This window comes from Altericroceibacterium spongiae (genome assembly GCF_003610805.1).
GTDB classification, from domain to species: Bacteria; Pseudomonadota; Alphaproteobacteria; order Sphingomonadales; family Sphingomonadaceae; genus Altericroceibacterium; species Altericroceibacterium spongiae.
In genome coordinates this window covers 132,941-148,770 of sequence record NZ_RAPF01000005.1, presented here as the reverse complement: position 1 = coordinate 148,770, position 15,830 = coordinate 132,941, and the positions used below count along the sequence as shown (strand labels likewise).

Here is a 15,830-nt window from a genome sequence, read left to right as displayed (position 1 = left end):
TCCTAAAAGAAGTTAGGCCACGACCCGCTCATATTTCATCTATGCGAAATTGACGCAAGTATGAAGGAGTGCAGGCATTTCACCCCACCTATACATAGTCCCGGAATAATTGCAGGACGGTGTGACCACTTGATGCACGTCGCCTTCACGCATCTCATTCATATGGAATTGCAGAAAGCTGTCAGATGCAACTGACGACACACGTCTCAAAAGAGTCGCGATAATCTTCTTTTGCGCCGCTCACCCTCTCCATCTGCCTTGCCTTTAACCGTAACGATCGTTAGCAAGTTGCTGAAGGAAGCATCTGCAAGATGCGTGAGAGGAATGCAAATCATGGCTAACAGCGGATCGGGTGAAAATTTCGACTATATTGTGGTTGGGGCAGGCAGTGCTGGCTGCGTTGTAGCAGCGCGGCTATCGGAAGTGCCGACAAACAAAGTTCTGTTGCTCGAAGCCGGGGGCAAAGACAACCATCCCTATCTTAAAATGCCGGTCGCCTTTTTGAAAGCCGTGCCCGATCCACGCTTCAACTGGCCCTATATGACCGAGCCTGAGCCACATCTCGACAATCGCCAGCTCCCGCTGCCACGCGGTCGCGTTATGGGCGGATCATCCTCTATAAATGGCATGTTCGCCATGCGCGGTCATTATAAGGATTATGACCAATGGGCTCAGATGGGGGCCCGGGGCTGGAGCTATGCAGAGGTCCTCCCTTACTTCAAAAAGCTGGAAAGCAGCTGGCGCGGTGAGGGTATATTCCATGGTGGGGACGGCCCGATGCAAGTGCGTCCTATCAACAGCCCGTTGCTTCATCATGAACCGTTGATGGAGGCAGCACATGATGCTGGCTATTCCACCAGTGAAGATCTGGCAGGCAAAAAACAGGAGGGGTTCGCCAGAGGTGAAATGACAGTGGATGATCGCGGTCGTCGGGTAAGTGCTTCCACTGCCTATATCAAACCTGCGATGAATCGTTCAAACCTTGAAGTAAGATCTGGTATTCTGGTTCGCCGAATGGTGTTTGAAGGTAAACGCTGCATTGGCGTTGAAATCGATACACCTGAAGGCGCACAGATTATTCGTGCCAATCGGGAAGTTATCATTTCAGGCGGTGCTTATAATTCGCCGCATCTCTTAATGCTTTCTGGCATCGGCCCCGCAGAACATTTGCGCGATATCGGGATTGATGTGCTGCATGACAGTCCAGGCGTGGGACAAAACTTGCAGGAACACGCGAATGTGTCGATGGAGTGGTATGCAACCAAGCCTGTCACCTTCCTCAATCAGCTGCGCTGGGACAAGATCGCACTGAATTCGCTAAAATGGGCATTGTTCGGCAAGGGACCGCTCGCTCTCCAGCTCAATAGTTGCAATGTCGTTATCAAAACACGCGATCATCTCGACCGCCCCGATATCCAGTTTATGGCAAATCCCATCCGTTTCGATGCACAAACTTGGTTTCCCTTTATCAAGCCCGGACAAGAACATGTATTCTGGGCCGGTTTGGTCGCTCTGCATCCCGATAGCCGCGGCTGGGTGAAACTGAAAAGCAAAAACCCTCGTGATGTCGCTTCGGTGACTTTGAACCTGATGGCCGAGGAATCCGATCTCGCTACCATGCGCGCAGCGATCCGGGCTGCACGCAAAATATATAATACTCCACCGCAGGCCAATCTGATTGGCGCTGAACGTATGCCTGGCATCAATATCGATAGTGATGAAGAGCTTAACGCCTTTATTCGTCAGACCTGCTACATCGCGATGCATCCGACCAGCACCTGCGCCATGGGGATGGGTGAGCGCTCGGTAGTAGACTCCGAACTGAAAGTGATTGGTGTTGAAGGGCTGCGGATTGCCGATTGCTCAGTGATGCCTACTGTACCGGGCGGCAATACCGGTCTGCCCGCCGTGATGGTTGGGGAGAAATGTGCTGATCTTATCAAGGGACAAAGCCTGCCTGCCGTTACTTTACCTCCTGAGATGGCCGCATGAGCCGTACACCTCAAGAAGAAGCCAATCTCCGGCTGGTACTCGACATGTTTGCTGAAGTACTGAATCCGATGGATTCCTCAGCAGCGGACAGGTTTATCTCACACGATTACATTCAGCATAATCAAGTGGTAGCTCCTGGACTGGCTCCATTTAAAGCTTTTCTAGACATGATCCAAGAACAGACACCAAACGCTGTTCATGATGTAAAACGCGCTTTTGTCGATGGCGATCACGTAACGATACATTACCATGTACGCCGGTGGCCCGACGATCTGGGCTGGGCAGTCATTGATATTTTCCGGATCGAAAATGGCAAAGTGGCGGAACACTGGGACGTGATGCAAAACATTGTGGAAGGCGGACCGAATCCGCTTTCGCCATTCTGACCAGACGTATTCGGGAGAGAGAAATGCGTTTTGACAACAAAACCGTCCTCGTGATGGGCGGCAATAGTGGCATGGGTCTTGCCAGCGCCAAAGCTTTTGCCTCGGAAGGAGCAAAAGTACGGATTACCGGACGTAACCCCAAAACGCTTGATGAAGCAGTCGCTGCGATTCCCGACGCTGTTGGATATCAGGCTGATATTTCTGACATCACCGCAACCGAAAGGCTGATATCTAGAATCGAAGCGCAGGACGGTAAGATCGATGTGCTTTATGTGAATGCCGGGGTTGGTGGATTTGCGCCACTTCGAGATATTTCTGAGGAGGACTGGGATTTCGTCCACTCAGTCAATCTCAAAGGCTGTGTTTTTGCTATTCAGAAAGCACTGAAACTCATGGGCAAAGGTGGCTCGATCATCGTCACCGGTTCTATCGGTGCACATGTCTCCTTGCCTGGTAATCTCACATATGCCGCTGCGAAAGGCGGACTCTACGCTGCGGTAAAAGTGATTGCAGGCGAGCTGGTATCTGAGAAAATTCGCGTCAATATGGTCAGCCCTGGCCCAATCGACACGCCTTTACTCCATCGTAATCCTGGAATGGACGATAAAGCTGTTGCCGCACTGAAAGAGCAGATGCTCGGAGCGATTCCGATGCACCGCATGGGTGAAGCCGATGAAGTAGCCCGCGCTGTTTTATTCCTTGCCTCTGACGAGGCTTCCTTCATTACTGCTGCCAATCTCTTCGTGGATGGTGGTGCTCTAGAGCTGCGTTGAGGAATTTCTTATGGCCAACGGCCCTTTTACCCCACCCTTTTCCACTTTTGACAATCCACGTCTGGAATTCGTCATGGAAGTGCGACTGAAGTTTCCCGATGTCTATACGATTCCCAATACACCTGCCGGAGGCAATCGCAGTGCAGTGATCGTATCTGAAGGTACGTTCGAAGGCCCTCATTTGCGCGGCAAAGCGGTGCCTCATTCAGGCGGAGACTACGCTTATTTTCGTCCTGATGACACCGCCTGCTTCGATGCTCGCTATCTCCTTGAAGAGGAAGATGGCACGCTCATCCTGCTTAATAACAAGGGTTTTCTGTGGGGCCGCAAACCCGACACAATGAGCAAACTGCGGGACTGGGCGTTTGGTGAAGGTGAGCCGGTAGACAATCAGGAATATTATCTGCGCGGGCAACCATCTTTCGAATGTCCGGTAGGCAAGCATGACTGGCTCACGAAACATGTTTTTATTGGTGTTGGCGAGCGTCGAGCGGATGGCAATGTGCTGCGCTATTACGCGCTTGTCTGACAAGAAAGAGTCAGCCTAACGTCTCCTGCTAATATCTTCAGATTAGCAGGAGAAGGCAGAAATATCTCTGGGTGATTGTCTGAACCCGTAAAAGGTATCCATCAGATACCGCCCGGCGTGAAATCGTAGCCTGCTGTTGCCAGGCCATCGCATAATGTGTCTACCGCACTTTGCAGTTCTTCAGTATCCGTCGAACGGATCACAAAATTGGCCCCGCCCTTACCCTCTTGGAAGAACGGATAAGAGCCGATCTGACACTTGCCATGCGCCGCCTCAATCTCGCGCAGCATATCCGCCACTTCACTTTCGGCTACCCAGCAGCCGATCGTTTCTGAAAGAAGCGGTGCCCCACCTTCCAGCGTTCCGGTCAACGCATCAAGCATACCTGCCGTGATATGTGGCACACCAGCCATTAGAAAAATATTGCCAATCCGAATACCTGGCGCCCCCGACATGCGATTGGGGATTAGCGCAGCCCCTTCAGGTACCCGTGCCATTCGTAATCGGGCATCCGTGAGGCCTCCGCGTGTGGCATAGTATTGTTCCAATATCTGCTTTGCTTCAGGATGGATCACCACAGGCAAGCCCAATGCACGGGCAACGGCATCTACTGTTATATCGTCATGCGTCGGACCTATCCCCCCCGTGGTGAAACAATAATCATTCCGCTCACGCAACACGTTCAGCGCTTCCCCAATAGCAGTCAGGTCATCCGTTACCACACGCACTTCACGCAAACGGATGCCCTGCACTTGCAACCAGCTCGCGATCTGAGGGATATTTTTATCATGCGTTCGACCGGAGAGAATTTCATCGCCTATCACAAGAAGGGCGGCGGTCCATATACGGTCTGACTGGCTCATGGAGCAAAGCCTTAGAATAATTATCGATGCAGCTCCACCTTACTATTCACGATACCACTTAGGAGATGCTGCAATGAAAAAGCCGGGCCATCCCACCCGGCTTTTTAATCAGTGCTTATGGTGCTTTTCTAAAGCCTCTGCCGCCTGAACAGTGTTGGCCAGCAAACAAGCGATTGTCATCGGCCCAACACCCCCTGGCACTGGTGTCACCGCTTTTGCATGTTGCACCTCATCAAATGCCACATCGCCAACCAGCTTATCCTTACCGTTCTCTCCTTTGGTCCGGGTAATACCAACATCAATGATGACCGCACCTTCTTTGACCCAATACCCTTTCACCAGCCGCGGCGCTCCGGCAGCGGCAATAATGATATCTGCTTTACGACAGATATCGGGAAGGTTCTTAGTTTCAATATGGGTAACAGTTACCGTCGCCTCACGTTCTAGCAGCAACATGGCAATCGGCTTGCCCACGATATTGGACTTACCGATCACTACGGCATCAAGACCGGTCATATCGTCGATAACCGTATCGAGCAGCTTCATTACCCCGAGCGGCGTACAAGGCACCAACCCCCCTGTGCCGGTCGACAGACGACCCACATTAACGGGACAGAAACCATCAACGTCTTTAGCCGGGTTAATAGCCCCCAAAACAGCTCCTTCGTCAATATGATCGGGCAAGGGCACCTGTACCAAGATACCATGCACATTGGGATCAATATTGAGACGGGCGATCAGTGTAAGCAAATCATCCTGTTCGGTTTCGGCAGGCAGACGGTGCTCATAAGAGCGGATGCCGACTTTCACGCATTTCTTGATCTTATGCGCAACATAGACTTCACTCGCCGGATCATTGCCAACCAGAACCACAGCGAGGCCTGGAGCATGTCCGTTACGTTCCGAAAAGGCCTTCACCTTTTCGGCCGTTTCATCCTCGATCTTTGCCGCAATAGCACGACCGTCGATCCTGTCTGCCATACCTGTCCTGCCTCCTCAGGCTTCGAAAACCACTGTTCGCTGACCGTTCAGAAAAACACGATCTTCAAGATGCGCCTTCACCGCACGGGCAAGCACACGGCGTTCGACGTCGCGACCCTTAGCAACGAGCTGGTCGGGTGTTTCACGATGGCTGCATACCGCAACATCCTGCGCAATGATCGGACCTTCATCGAGGTCTTCAGTTACATAATGGCTGGTCGCACCTATCATCTTCACACCACGCTTATAAGCCTGATGGTAGGGCTTAGCTCCCTTGAAGCCGGGGAGGAAAGAATGATGAATATTGATGCAGCGCCCGTTGAGGAAGCTGGCCATGTCGTCCGACAAAATCTGCATATAGCGCGCCAGCACGACCAGATCGGCACCAGTATCTGTCACCACCTGCTTTACTTGCGCCTCTTGCTGAGGTTTTGTGTCTTTAGTGATCGGGAAATGATAATAAGGGATATCACCCATCAGCGACGTTGTTAGCACATTTTGAGGATGATTGCTGACGATGGCGACGACATTCATGTTAATCTCGCCAATGCGCATACGGTAAAGCAGGTCACCAAGAGCATGGTCAAACTTGGAAACCATTAATACAACCTTCGGTGCATAATCCGGTTCACGCAAGCTCCAGATCATGCTGTGCTGATCGGCAATTTGCTTGAAGCTATTGCGAATTTTGTCGTGATCAGCACCGTTCCAATCAAACTCTGCGCGCAGAAAGAAATTACCACTGATCGGATCGGCATATTGCTGAAGATCGGTAATATCAGCGCCATTTTCCGTCAGAAAGCCGGATACAAGTGCGACCAGACCAGGCTGGTTTTTGCAGGACAATGCCAGCGTGCTTGTGTTGCTCACCAATTCTCTCCTTGTTTATTTGCAGGAGGGCAGTTGCGCGAAAAAGGCGCAGCCCGGCCCCTCAGCTATGCTTTGCGTTATATTCGTTGATCCATTCGGCCGAAGCCTTGAGGTTACCAAAGGGATAGAAATGAAGGCGCACACGGCCATGTTCGGGAGTAAGGCCACTCTCCAGAGCATGGATCAGCTTATCTGGCCCTGCCTTGCCAATCAGATTCGTCAGCGAGACACCATATTTTTTCATAACGTTGGCTGATGCTCCAACACCACAACGCTTGGCGAAGCCGATAAGACGCTTAATGCCTGCAGGCCCCGGAACACCAATGCGTACCGGAACATCAATTCCACGCTCACGCATTTCCTCGATCCAATTCAGGATCGCCTCATCATCAAAAGCGAATTGAGTGACGATCAGAGGGGTAATGTCACGCTCCCGCAAAGCTGTGATCTTGCGCTCCATCCAAACCCACAGATCGGATTTGGAAACATTGGGATGCCCTTCGGGATGGCCTCCAATTCCTGCTACCGTAATACCGTGTTTTTCAAGAAGCCCGGATTCGATTATCTGCAATGAATCTTCGTAAGGGCCTTCCGCTTTCGGAGGATCGCCCGCGATCATGAAAACACGTTTCACACCGGCCTCGCCGGTTACTCTGGCGAGCAGGTTGTCTAGGGTCTCTGTCGATTCAAGGCGGCGAGCCGACAGGTGCGGCATGGGCTCAAATCCGAGTTCGCGCACCAGTTTGGCAGCAGCAACACGGTCTTCCATTTCCTCTCCGGGAAGGAAGGTAACGGCAATGGGGGTACCAGGGCGGATCAGCGGGGCGGCTTCCCGTAAGTGATCCATTTCCTTAGCTGTCATCTCTAAGGAATAGCCATCGACCATATTAGCTGCGGGCTTTTCCCAATCGGGGTGAATGGTGGCATATGACATCGCTACAATCTCCTCTCACGCGGATAGCTGACTAGCTGCCCGTCGAGTATGCGGAAACCCCCTAGCGTATCCCATTTTATTCGTATAGACGAAATTTTCATAGAGGCGAACTGAACTGGCGGACTGGACTCATATGATACTATTTCTCCCCGGACTCATCTGTGATTCACGGATTTTTGCGCCTCAGCTGAAGGCGTTTCCCGATTCGCAAGCCGTGAACGGATATGGGCTGGCCGATAATTTTGAGGATATGGCTCACGTCGCCCTCGAACAGGCTCCCGACCAGTTCGATCTGTTTGGCCACTCAATGGGCGCACGTGTGGCGCTGGAAATCTATCGCCTTGCGCCCGAACGTGTCCGTCGCCTCGCTTTGGTCAGCACTGGCGTGCACCCCGTAAAGGAAGACGAACCCGCCAAACGCGCGGCTCTGCAAAGAATCGGTCGAGAACAAGGCTTTCCAGCTTTGGTCGATCAGTGGTTACCACCGATGATAGCCGAACCCAATCGCTCCAATACTAAAATGGTTGAGGAGCTGCGTAACATGTGTCTCGACCAAGGGCAGAACGTGTTCGATGCACATGTTCACGCGCTACTGAATCGTGAAGGGCGCGAGGACTTCCTGCCAAAAATCAGTTGCCCTACGCTCGTCATGGTCGGAGCACTGGATGCTTGGAGTTCGGCGGCACAACACGAAGCGTTTGCCAAAGCCATTCCCAACGCTGAATTCGTTATCATACCCGGCGCAGGACATATGATCCTCCATGAGGCGCCAGAAGCAGTCAATACAGCCATCCAAAACTGGCTGGCCATGCCCACTTCAACCTAAATTTCCATTCAACCCCAACCTCTCAGGAGAGGATTTTCCAATGAGTGAACAAACCCTTCAACAGAAGCTGGACACAGCAGGTGACCTTGTCACCTTTCTGCGCAACCAGCAGACCGGCCCGAACGTTTATCCGGGTGTTCCGGCAGAATATTCCAACTGGCGCAACGAACAACGCGCCTGGGCCGAAAGCGCCGTGCTGTTCAACCAGTCCTACCACATGGTCGAACTGTATGTTTCCGGCCCGGATGCTGAAAAGCTGCTGAGCTATCTCGGTATTAACAGCTTCAAAAACTTCCCCGTCGACAAGGCGAAGCAATGGGTTCCAGTGACTCCTGATGGCTATGTCATCGGCGACGTCATTCTCTTCCATCTCGAAGAGGATGTTTACAGCCTCGTAGGCCGCGCACCAGCGATCGAATGGGTTGAATTCCATGCTGACACAGGCGATTGGAATGTGACGGTTGAGCGCGATGAGCGCTGGGCAATGCGCAATGACGGCAAGCGTAAAAACTACCGTTTCCAGCTTCAGGGCCCGAACGCGATGAAAGTGCTGGAAAAAGCCATGGGCACCACCCCGCCTGATCTCAAGTTCTTCAATATGGCAACAGTAACCATCGGCGGCAAAGACGTTCGTGCGCTGCGTCACGGCATGGCCGGTCAGCCAGGCTACGAACTGTTCGGCCCATGGGCAGATTATGAAGCCGTTCACGCAGCCATTGTTGAAGCCGGTAAGGATTTCGGTCTGGCGCTGGTCGGCGGCCGTGCCTATTCCTCTAATACATTGGAGTCGGGCTGGGTCCCTTCTCCGCTGCCTGCTCTGTACACCGGAAACGATCCGATGCTGATCGCATTCCGTGAATGGGCCAAGGGCAATTCCTATGAAGGCATGTGCTCGATTGGTGGATCTTATGTTCCCGATACAGTTGAAGGGTATTACCTGACGCCTTGGGATCTGGGCTATGGTATCATGCTCAAATTCGACCATGATTTCGTGGGTCGCGAAGCGCTCGAAAAGATGAAGGACCAGAAGCATAAGCAGAAGGTCACGCTTGCGCTCGACAACGAAGACGTGATGCGTGTGATGAGTTCGGTTCTCACCAAGGGCGAGCGAGCGAAATATTTCGAATTCCCGAGTGCCGTTTATTCCATGCATCCCTTTGACGAAGTGAAGTGCGACGGTGCAGTGATCGGCATTTCGACCTGGGTCGGTTATAGCTCCAATGAAGGTAAAATGCTGACCATCGCTATGATCGATCCGGATTTTGCTGAATTCGGCAAGGAAGTGACTTTGGTTTGGGGTGAGCCCAACGGCGGCACCACCAAACCGACTGTTGAACCGCATGTACAGACTGAAATTAAAGCTACTGTTTCGCCGGTTCCTTATTCAGAAGTTGCCCGCGATTCTTACGCCGATAGCTGGCGTCAGGCCGGTAAAGGCAAATAAGCTTCCCACCGGATTGATACTGAGCAACAATAAAAGAGGGTGGTTACCGCAAGGTGGCCACCCCTTTTTATAGATAAAACCTCTTACGCTGCGGCACTCAACACTCAGCAAAAACCCGTCATGCGCAGAAGGCATGACGGGTTTTTGCTGACATGCGGTGCCATAAGACACCAATTAAGAGACGTTACTTAGCCACTTCAACCTGTTCGAAATCGAGTTCCACCGGCGTTGCACGACCGAAAATAGACACCGATACCTTCACCTTGTTCTTGTCGAAATCAAGCTCTTCGACCACACCATTGAAGCTGGCAAAGGGGCCGTCCAGGACTTTGACCTGATCGCCGATTTCATAATCGACATCAACCTGACGTTTAGGCTGCGATGCCGCCTCCTCGGCAGCCCCGAAATAACGGGCTGCATCACGTTCAGAAATTGGTTGCGGCTTACCATTATTGCCCAGGAACCCAGTAACCTTCGCAGTGTTTTTCACGAGATGATAGACATCGTCATTCATCCGCAATTTAGCGAGAACGTAACCTGGCATAGTCTTGCGTTCAGTCTGGACCTTTTTACCGCGCTTGATCTCAGTAACCGTCTCAGCGGGCACCTGAATGTCTTCAACAGCCTCTGACAGCCCCAGACGCTCGGCCTCTGCGATGATCGAATCGCGAACCTTGTTCTCGAAGCCGGAATAAGCGTGGATGATGTACCAGCGAGCCATATTGCAAATCCGTTATTGAAAGAGCCTGATAGTCAAACCAGCGAAAGCAGCCAGCGAACAACAGCCCCGAAGAGCGAATCGATACCCAGAAAGAAAACTGACAGAATGACCATCAGAATGAATACAAAGATTGCTGTGGTCACCGTTTCCTGACGGGTGGGCCACACCACTTTGGAAGCTTCTGCACGAACCTGACGGATGAACTCGCCGGGACTGGTTTTGGCCATTGCGATTCGACCTCTTGAAAAATCTCAGTTTATTTCCGCCAAGGGGTCCGCGCCTTCCCAATCAAAGACAATCGGGAGGAGGCTTTCTTCGCCTATGTTGGAATTGAGTAGGCATGTAGCGAGCAAGAGGCGTGAAAGCAAGTCTTGCTCACCCGCTCCGATAGAGTTTCACTTGTGAGATCTTGTTTCGTATCCAACTGTGCTGTTACAGCTATGTCATAACGACAAATCACGGATTTTCCGGATCAAGCGAAGGGGGCTATCCCGGGTGTCATCTCAAGAAGCATCGGTCGGTTTGATCGACCAAATAACCAACATCTCCGACTTTATCTGGGCAGGACAATGGGACGGGCAGGAACTTGTCCCTTTCCCACCCATGACCATTGTACTGTTCGGTATAGGTCTTTGGATAATGATTGGATTACGTTTCTATCCGATCGTCAAACTGGGCAGTGCCGTAACCGGGTTATTCAAAGGCCGGAAAAGCGCTGGAGCAGGTGAAATCTCTCCCTTCGCCGCCCTCTCCACGGCTTTATCCGGACAGGTCGGCACCGGTAATCTCGCTGGCGTTGCAACTGCTATCGCTTTAGGCGGCCCCGGCGCAATTTTCTGGATGTGGATCACTGCGCTGTTCGGCATGGCGCTGGGTTTTGCCGAGGGCGCTCTCGCCATTCGGTACCGCGAAAGAACCTCCGACGGGATCTATCGCGGCGGTCCGATGAGCTATATCATGCGCGGCCTCGGACCCAAATGGACCTGGCTCGCCATCATTTTCTGTTTTGGCACGCTCTTTTCTGCACTTGTAACCGGGAATTCGATTCAGTCGAATGAAATGGCAAGCGGGCTCAACGAGCTGTTCGGTATCGATCGCTGGGTCGGCGGACTGGTTGCAGCCATTGCAGTATTCATTGTGATCGTAGGAGGGATTAAATCGATTGGCGTCGTGGCAGAGAAAGTCGTGCCCTTTATGGCTGCCGCCTATATTCTCATGGCCTTCACCGCCCTTATGATCAATCTGGCCGACCTTCCGGAAACATTCAGTCGGATTTTCGCCGGGGCCTTCAACATTCAAAGCGCGACCGGAGGCTTTGCCGGTGCAGCCTTAATCATGGCCATTCGCGCTGGCGTTGCCCGCGGGCTGTTTTCGAACGAAGCGGGACAGGGTTCCACTCCGATTGCCCATGCCGTTGCACAAACAGACGATCCGGAGCAGCAAGGCCGCATGGCCATGCTTGGCACTTTTATCGACACAATCGTCATTTGTACCATGACTGCTCTGGTAATTCTCACTGTCGAAGGCAATTTCACACACACGCTGGCCGACGGTACAGTCGAGCAAGTTCGCCATGTCTGGCAATCCGACCTCGGAACAACGGCCCAGTCAGGCTTCGTTACCACATCAGGAGCTTTTGCTGCCGCATTCCCGTTTCAGCTTGTCGGCATTCCACTTGGCACGCTCATAGCCAGTATAGCTCTTATCCTTTTCGTCTTCACGACAATTCTGACCTGGTCTTATTATGGCGAGCGGGCGATCACTTTTATTTATGATCGCATTCCAGGCTCTTCCCGCCGCGGTGAAAAGCTTCTTCACAATATCTGGCGCGTAATCTGGTGTGTCGGCGTTTACGTCGGTGCAACGCAACCCTCGCAGCTTGTTTGGCGGCTTGGCGATATTTCGAATGCTGCCATGGCGCTGCCCAACCTTCTGGCTTTGTTCATGCTTTCCGGGGTAGTCTTCAAACTTGCAAAGGGGAACAAAACAGCAGGGCCCGACTACGGCCGAGAAACACCAGAAGAGCCTGACGAATATTGATACTTAGATCTTCCTGACAAGGCAAAAGGCCGACAGCACCAAGAGGAAAAGGCCGCTTCGATTGCCGAAGCGGCCTTTTCAATATCCATCATTCATTTTATGCCCGCCTTAGCAGGCGATCCAACCAGTTCGGCTCTTCCATCGGCCGAATGGGTCCGTGAGTCATCAGCCGTTGACTTGCATCACGATGCGGACGGGGAATTGTCCAGCCATCGGGACGGCTACTGCGAAAACTCAAGCTAGACATAAGTACCTCACACTAACTGCTGCGTTCTGTCGCTAACAATGACCACTTCACCGCAATGGTTCCAGATTGGCCGTCTCTTTCGAACAATCGGAAATAAGTAAGGGCCCGCAAGCTGAGGTTAACTGCCAGAGTTCCCAGTTTTAAAGAAATTTTTCATCAAGGGAAAATAAGGTCAGCATCGAAGCCAACTCTAGTGGCAGGAGTGGAGGGACTCGAACCCACGGCCCTCGGTTTTGGAGACCGATGCTCTACCAACTGAGCTACACTCCTGCAGATGGGGAGGCCTCTATCGCCAAGGCCGGCCAATGGCAAGCAGCAAGGCAAAATTCGTGTGAATCATTTCCGTATCATAACGTTTTTGTCAGTTGCGCGCCGCTTTGCGGGCAGACGTGAAGACAGGCTTTTGATAAACCCTTGGGAATAATGCACATGCGCGCGCCCTCCATGATTCCACCAGAAATGCTACTGCTAGCTTATCGCAGTGGGATTTTTCCTATGGCAGATAGTAGGGATGATCCCGAAATTTACTGGGTAGAACCGCGCCGCCGGGCAGTTATTCCTCTGGACAAGTTTCACTGCTCCCGCTCACTGCGCAAAGTGTTAAAGCAAGATCGTTTTACAGTGACCTGCAACCAGGCCTTTCCTGAAGTGATGCGTGGCTGCGCCGCCCCCCGGCCCGATCACCCCGAAAGCTGGATCAACAATGCAATTACCATAAGCTATGAAGCCCTTCATGCCATCGGCCATGCTCATTCGATCGAATGCTGGCTCGACGATCAACTGGTGGGCGGTTTGTATGGTGTATCTTTCGACCAGGTCTTTTGCGGTGAAAGCATGTTCAGCTACGCCACCAATGCGTCAAAAATCGCACTGGCATGGCTTGTGGCAGCTATGCGCAGAGCCGGTTTTCAGTTGCTGGATTGTCAGTTCATAACTGATCACCTTGCCTCCATGGGCGCAGTAGAAATTTCACAAAAAATTTATATTGAGAAATTATCTGCCGCATGCCGAGGCAAAGAAGGGGAAGAAGCCGTTCTGCCAGCAGCCTTTCAATCGCTACTGGACGAAGCTGGAGCCTCTTCACCAGGAAAGCTCATCGCGCAATCTTTAACCCAGACATCGTAGATAGGGTGCTGCACGACATTGAGGCTGGGTGAATTCTTGAATAGCCAACCAGAAAAAATCCGATGCCACTCCGCACGCGAATTATCCGCACTACGTTCATGTACCAGCACCTGAACAAAAGCTCCTGTTTCAGAAGGATGTTCCCACGGCGCTGTACGTTCACAAGTAGCAAGGCGAATCACTACATTCCCAAAGCGTTTCGATTCGCCCGGTGTCATTTCAATATCCTGCGTGAGGTTATTGCGCTTATTCAATAGAGCAAGCGTCGCCACCCGCTCTTCGCGGGGCGTTCCCACACTTTCACTATCATTTGTGTGTTTAGCCACCTGCAACGGCGCCTTCACCAGCTCTTCAGGAATTTCCGTTTCTTCCGGAGCAGGCTCAGGGGCTTCCTTTCCGCAGGCGGAAAGCAATAATGTTACTGGCACCATCATGGCTACCAGACGCATAGATGCAATCCTACAGCCGAGCACAATGCCACGCTGCATGCTCAGGCGTCCGGGGTCCAGGCTTCGTAGTCACCCGTCGCCCGGGCTCGTTTCCCACCACGCTCCAACGCACCTTGCGGGCGATAGGCCGCCATCGTACCAGTAGCATTCGGGGTATAATCCACTTCCCAGATCTTGGGAGGAGGTAGGTGGCTTTCAGGCAATTCATCATAAGAATGATGTAACCAGCCATGCCATTCAGAAGGTACACGGCTGGCATCGTTGGAACCGTTATAGAGCACCCAGCGCCTCTCCCGTCCACGGGCATCGGGCTTCTTCGAGCGATAATAGCGGTTGCCTTGCGCGTCGGTGCCGACATTCTCGCCATTCCGCGCTGACCAAAGTGACGTGCCGATTGTGGCACCGTCCCACCAAGTGAAAATTTTCGACAGGATTCCCATAGCCAGCGCGTTAGCCCTTTTCACCTATGATGTGCAAGCCGAGGTATGCACTCATTGCAAAATCGTTCTTTACCAGGAAACCTCGTCGCCCGGTTCAATACCAAGCTCAGCCGCACGACCGCCATTGAGCTCGAGAATGGCCAAAGCAGGCCCTTCTGAAAGAAGCGGTTCAGTCGAATAAGGTTTCGCATTGGCAGCTATATTCAGAATGCGGTGATCAGCCCCAATATAGATAATATCGAGCGGAATGACCGTATTTTTCATCCAGAAACTGGCCGGCTGCGCGAATTTACGCAGAAAGATCATACCTTCATCAGCACCCATCTCGGTGCGAAACATCAATCCGCGTGCTTGTTCGCGCGGTGTCGCCGCCACTTCCGCCTGAAATGTATGAGAATTGCTATCGCTGTCTATCGTAACCGGAATAACCTCTAGCCCCGATTCTGGATGACGCGACAACGTGCCTTCAGAAGATGCTGGCGGCTTACCTATTGCTTGCTGCGAGCAAGCAGCAAGAGCCAACGCAATCGGAACCAGTACAGTGGAAATGCGGGTCATTCGTCTATTCCTGCTCGTGATCCAGTTCGGTGGCCCATTGTTCTGCCCACTCGATGCTTTCGGCATTGACCATTTCGCGAGCATTGTCGAGGGAATGTCCTGCACGCAGCAGCGAAGCAAGCTGTTTTTCCCGGCGAGCTGCATCAGGCGACTCATGTCCAAATGGCCCGAAACGCTTCTTACGCGCCATGGCCAATATTGCCCGGCGCTGTTCAGAAGGAGAAGCGGAGACAGCTTCCTGTATCTCTTCATCAATACCTGCAGCCCCGAGCGCTTGCGTGATCCGGCGCCGACCGTATCCCCGGCGCAGCAAGCTATTTGCCCTCGCACGAGCATAAGTTTCATCATCGACATAGCCAAGCGCCACATAACGCTCGACCAAAGCACGCACATCCGGCTGCGGAGCAGTGTCTTCATCCCAGCCGCATTCGCGCAATTTGCGATTGAGATAAGCCTCCAGCTTTGCAGCGCTGGTCGCAAATCGTGCCACGTAGGCCAGTGCCATTTCCTCAAATCGCGTAGCGGTTAGAGGCTTAGGCACACGCGTGCGTTGCGAATATGTTCGTGTCTCACGGTCCATCGGCCATATTCGTGCCACAGTCGGGATGGAAAAGTGAAGTCTGTGTAAGTATGGCTATCCCGTCATTTGCTG

Annotated in this window: 18 protein-coding genes and 1 tRNA gene; 8 read left to right on the top strand and 11 right to left on the bottom strand. The window is 52.5% G+C overall.

What is annotated here, in order from left to right; genetic code table 11:
• The first annotated feature begins 333 nt into the window (after nucleotides 1-333).
• From D6851_RS10920 to D6851_RS10905, 4 genes are read left to right on the top strand one after another with little or no spacing between them, the layout of a single operon-like run.
• Nucleotides 334-1,992, top strand: a complete 1,659-nt coding sequence (locus tag D6851_RS10920; protein ID WP_183030067.1) for a GMC family oxidoreductase — start codon at nucleotides 334-336, stop codon at nucleotides 1,990-1,992.
• Nucleotides 1,989-2,378 carry a nuclear transport factor 2 family protein gene (locus D6851_RS10915; RefSeq protein ID WP_120324936.1) on the top strand — a complete coding sequence of 130 codons (390 nt, stop codon included), beginning with the start codon at nucleotides 1,989-1,991 and terminating at the stop codon, nucleotides 2,376-2,378. The genes D6851_RS10920 and D6851_RS10915 overlap by 4 nt, the downstream gene beginning before the upstream one ends.
• A 23-nt stretch (nucleotides 2,379-2,401) precedes the next feature.
• Nucleotides 2,402-3,151 carry an SDR family oxidoreductase gene (locus D6851_RS10910; RefSeq protein ID WP_120324935.1) on the top strand — a complete coding sequence of 250 codons (750 nt, stop codon included), beginning with the start codon at nucleotides 2,402-2,404 and terminating at the stop codon, nucleotides 3,149-3,151.
• A 10-nt stretch (nucleotides 3,152-3,161) separates the two neighbouring features.
• Nucleotides 3,162-3,680, top strand: a complete 519-nt coding sequence (locus D6851_RS10905) for a DUF3237 domain-containing protein (RefSeq protein WP_120324934.1) — start codon at nucleotides 3,162-3,164, stop codon at nucleotides 3,678-3,680.
• Nucleotides 3,681-3,781: 101 nt separating this feature from the next.
• On the opposite strand, the gene D6851_RS10900 is transcribed toward D6851_RS10905, so the two are convergent.
• The 4 genes from D6851_RS10900 to D6851_RS10885 form a co-directional block, all read right to left on the bottom strand.
• A complete protein-coding gene (locus D6851_RS10900) occupies nucleotides 3,782-4,543 on the bottom strand; it encodes a competence/damage-inducible protein A (RefSeq protein ID WP_120324933.1) in 762 nt (253 codons plus the stop codon).
• A gap of 108 nt (nucleotides 4,544-4,651) precedes the next feature.
• Entirely contained in the window at nucleotides 4,652-5,524 is an 873-nt protein-coding gene (gene folD, locus D6851_RS10895; RefSeq protein ID WP_120324932.1) for a bifunctional methylenetetrahydrofolate dehydrogenase/methenyltetrahydrofolate cyclohydrolase FolD, read from the bottom strand.
• Nucleotides 5,525-5,539: 15 nt separating this feature from the next.
• Nucleotides 5,540-6,394: a formyltetrahydrofolate deformylase gene (purU, locus tag D6851_RS10890; protein WP_120324931.1), complete on the bottom strand. Its 855-nt coding sequence runs from the start codon at nucleotides 6,392-6,394 to the stop codon at nucleotides 5,540-5,542.
• A gap of 61 nt (nucleotides 6,395-6,455) precedes the next feature.
• Nucleotides 6,456-7,280, bottom strand: coding sequence for a methylenetetrahydrofolate reductase (locus D6851_RS10885; protein ID WP_338014749.1), 825 nt, complete (start codon nucleotides 7,278-7,280; stop codon nucleotides 6,456-6,458).
• 181 nt (nucleotides 7,281-7,461) lie between these two features.
• On the opposite strand from D6851_RS10885, the gene D6851_RS10880 reads away from it, so the two are divergent.
• Nucleotides 7,462-8,154, top strand: coding sequence for an alpha/beta fold hydrolase (locus D6851_RS10880; RefSeq protein ID WP_120324929.1), 693 nt, complete (start codon nucleotides 7,462-7,464; stop codon nucleotides 8,152-8,154).
• Nucleotides 8,155-8,194: 40 nt separating this feature from the next.
• Nucleotides 8,195-9,598 carry a syringate O-demethylase gene (desA, locus tag D6851_RS10875; RefSeq protein WP_120324928.1) on the top strand — a complete coding sequence of 468 codons (1,404 nt, stop codon included), beginning with the start codon at nucleotides 8,195-8,197 and terminating at the stop codon, nucleotides 9,596-9,598.
• Nucleotides 9,599-9,782: 184 nt separating this feature from the next.
• On the opposite strand, the gene nusG is transcribed toward desA, so the two are convergent.
• Both nusG and secE read right to left on the bottom strand, forming a co-directional pair.
• Entirely contained in the window at nucleotides 9,783-10,319 is a 537-nt protein-coding gene (gene nusG, locus D6851_RS10870; RefSeq protein ID WP_120324927.1) for a transcription termination/antitermination protein NusG, read from the bottom strand.
• A gap of 32 nt (nucleotides 10,320-10,351) precedes the next feature.
• A complete protein-coding gene (gene secE, locus D6851_RS10865; protein ID WP_120324926.1) occupies nucleotides 10,352-10,546 on the bottom strand; it encodes a preprotein translocase subunit SecE in 195 nt (64 codons plus the stop codon).
• A 295-nt stretch (nucleotides 10,547-10,841) separates the two neighbouring features.
• On the opposite strand from secE, the gene D6851_RS10860 reads away from it, so the two are divergent.
• Entirely contained in the window at nucleotides 10,842-12,359 is a 1,518-nt protein-coding gene (locus D6851_RS10860) for an alanine/glycine:cation symporter family protein (RefSeq protein ID WP_238474042.1), read from the top strand.
• A gap of 441 nt (nucleotides 12,360-12,800) precedes the next feature.
• On the opposite strand, the gene D6851_RS10855 is transcribed toward D6851_RS10860, so the two are convergent.
• Nucleotides 12,801-12,876: transfer RNA gene (locus D6851_RS10855), tRNA-Trp, on the bottom strand.
• 153 nt (nucleotides 12,877-13,029) lie between these two features.
• On the opposite strand from D6851_RS10855, the gene aat reads away from it, so the two are divergent.
• Complete coding sequence (gene aat, locus D6851_RS10850; protein ID WP_238474041.1) at nucleotides 13,030-13,731, top strand: leucyl/phenylalanyl-tRNA--protein transferase; 702 nt, start codon at nucleotides 13,030-13,032, stop codon at nucleotides 13,729-13,731.
• Here aat and D6851_RS10845 read toward each other — a convergent pair.
• The 4 genes from D6851_RS10845 to D6851_RS10830 form a co-directional block, all read right to left on the bottom strand.
• Complete coding sequence (locus D6851_RS10845) at nucleotides 13,656-14,180, bottom strand: DUF2155 domain-containing protein (protein ID WP_120324924.1); 525 nt, start codon at nucleotides 14,178-14,180, stop codon at nucleotides 13,656-13,658. The two genes, aat and D6851_RS10845, sit on opposite strands and share 76 nt — an antisense overlap.
• Before the next feature lie 41 nt (nucleotides 14,181-14,221).
• Nucleotides 14,222-14,620: an NADH:ubiquinone oxidoreductase subunit NDUFA12 gene (locus D6851_RS10840; RefSeq protein WP_120324923.1), complete on the bottom strand. Its 399-nt coding sequence runs from the start codon at nucleotides 14,618-14,620 to the stop codon at nucleotides 14,222-14,224.
• A gap of 69 nt (nucleotides 14,621-14,689) precedes the next feature.
• The gene (locus tag D6851_RS10835) at nucleotides 14,690-15,178 is read right to left on the bottom strand and encodes a DUF192 domain-containing protein (RefSeq protein WP_120324922.1); all 489 of its coding nucleotides are present in this window, start codon (nucleotides 15,176-15,178) and stop codon (nucleotides 14,690-14,692) included.
• Nucleotides 15,179-15,182: 4 nt separating this feature from the next.
• Entirely contained in the window at nucleotides 15,183-15,683 is a 501-nt protein-coding gene (locus tag D6851_RS10830; RefSeq protein ID WP_238474040.1) for a regulatory protein RecX, read from the bottom strand.
• Between the last annotated feature and the right edge of the window lie 147 nt (nucleotides 15,684-15,830).

Coding starts and splice junctions, on each gene's coding strand:
- D6851_RS10880 (WP_120324929.1), top strand. CDS start 7,462: ATGATACTATTTCTCCCCGGACTCATCTGTGATTCACGGATTTTTGCG.
- D6851_RS10915 (WP_120324936.1), top strand. CDS start 1,989: ATGAGCCGTACACCTCAAGAAGAAGCCAATCTCCGGCTGGTACTCGAC.
- D6851_RS10910 (WP_120324935.1), top strand. CDS start 2,402: ATGCGTTTTGACAACAAAACCGTCCTCGTGATGGGCGGCAATAGTGGC.
- D6851_RS10830 (WP_238474040.1), bottom strand. CDS start 15,683: ATGGCACTGGCCTACGTGGCACGATTTGCGACCAGCGCTGCAAAGCTG.
- D6851_RS10905 (WP_120324934.1), top strand. CDS start 3,162: ATGGCCAACGGCCCTTTTACCCCACCCTTTTCCACTTTTGACAATCCA.
- D6851_RS10840 (WP_120324923.1), bottom strand. CDS start 14,620: ATGGGAATCCTGTCGAAAATTTTCACTTGGTGGGACGGTGCCACAATC.
- desA (WP_120324928.1), top strand. CDS start 8,195: ATGAGTGAACAAACCCTTCAACAGAAGCTGGACACAGCAGGTGACCTT.
- D6851_RS10900 (WP_120324933.1), bottom strand. CDS start 4,543: ATGAGCCAGTCAGACCGTATATGGACCGCCGCCCTTCTTGTGATAGGC.
- D6851_RS10835 (WP_120324922.1), bottom strand. CDS start 15,178: ATGACCCGCATTTCCACTGTACTGGTTCCGATTGCGTTGGCTCTTGCT.
- D6851_RS10885 (WP_338014749.1), bottom strand. CDS start 7,280: ATGGTCGATGGCTATTCCTTAGAGATGACAGCTAAGGAAATGGATCAC.
- secE (WP_120324926.1), bottom strand. CDS start 10,546: ATGGCCAAAACCAGTCCCGGCGAGTTCATCCGTCAGGTTCGTGCAGAA.
- folD (WP_120324932.1), bottom strand. CDS start 5,524: ATGGCAGACAGGATCGACGGTCGTGCTATTGCGGCAAAGATCGAGGAT.
- nusG (WP_120324927.1), bottom strand. CDS start 10,319: ATGGCTCGCTGGTACATCATCCACGCTTATTCCGGCTTCGAGAACAAG.
- D6851_RS10845 (WP_120324924.1), bottom strand. CDS start 14,180: ATGCGTCTGGTAGCCATGATGGTGCCAGTAACATTATTGCTTTCCGCC.
- D6851_RS10920 (WP_183030067.1), top strand. CDS start 334: ATGGCTAACAGCGGATCGGGTGAAAATTTCGACTATATTGTGGTTGGG.
- aat (WP_238474041.1), top strand. CDS start 13,030: ATGCACATGCGCGCGCCCTCCATGATTCCACCAGAAATGCTACTGCTA.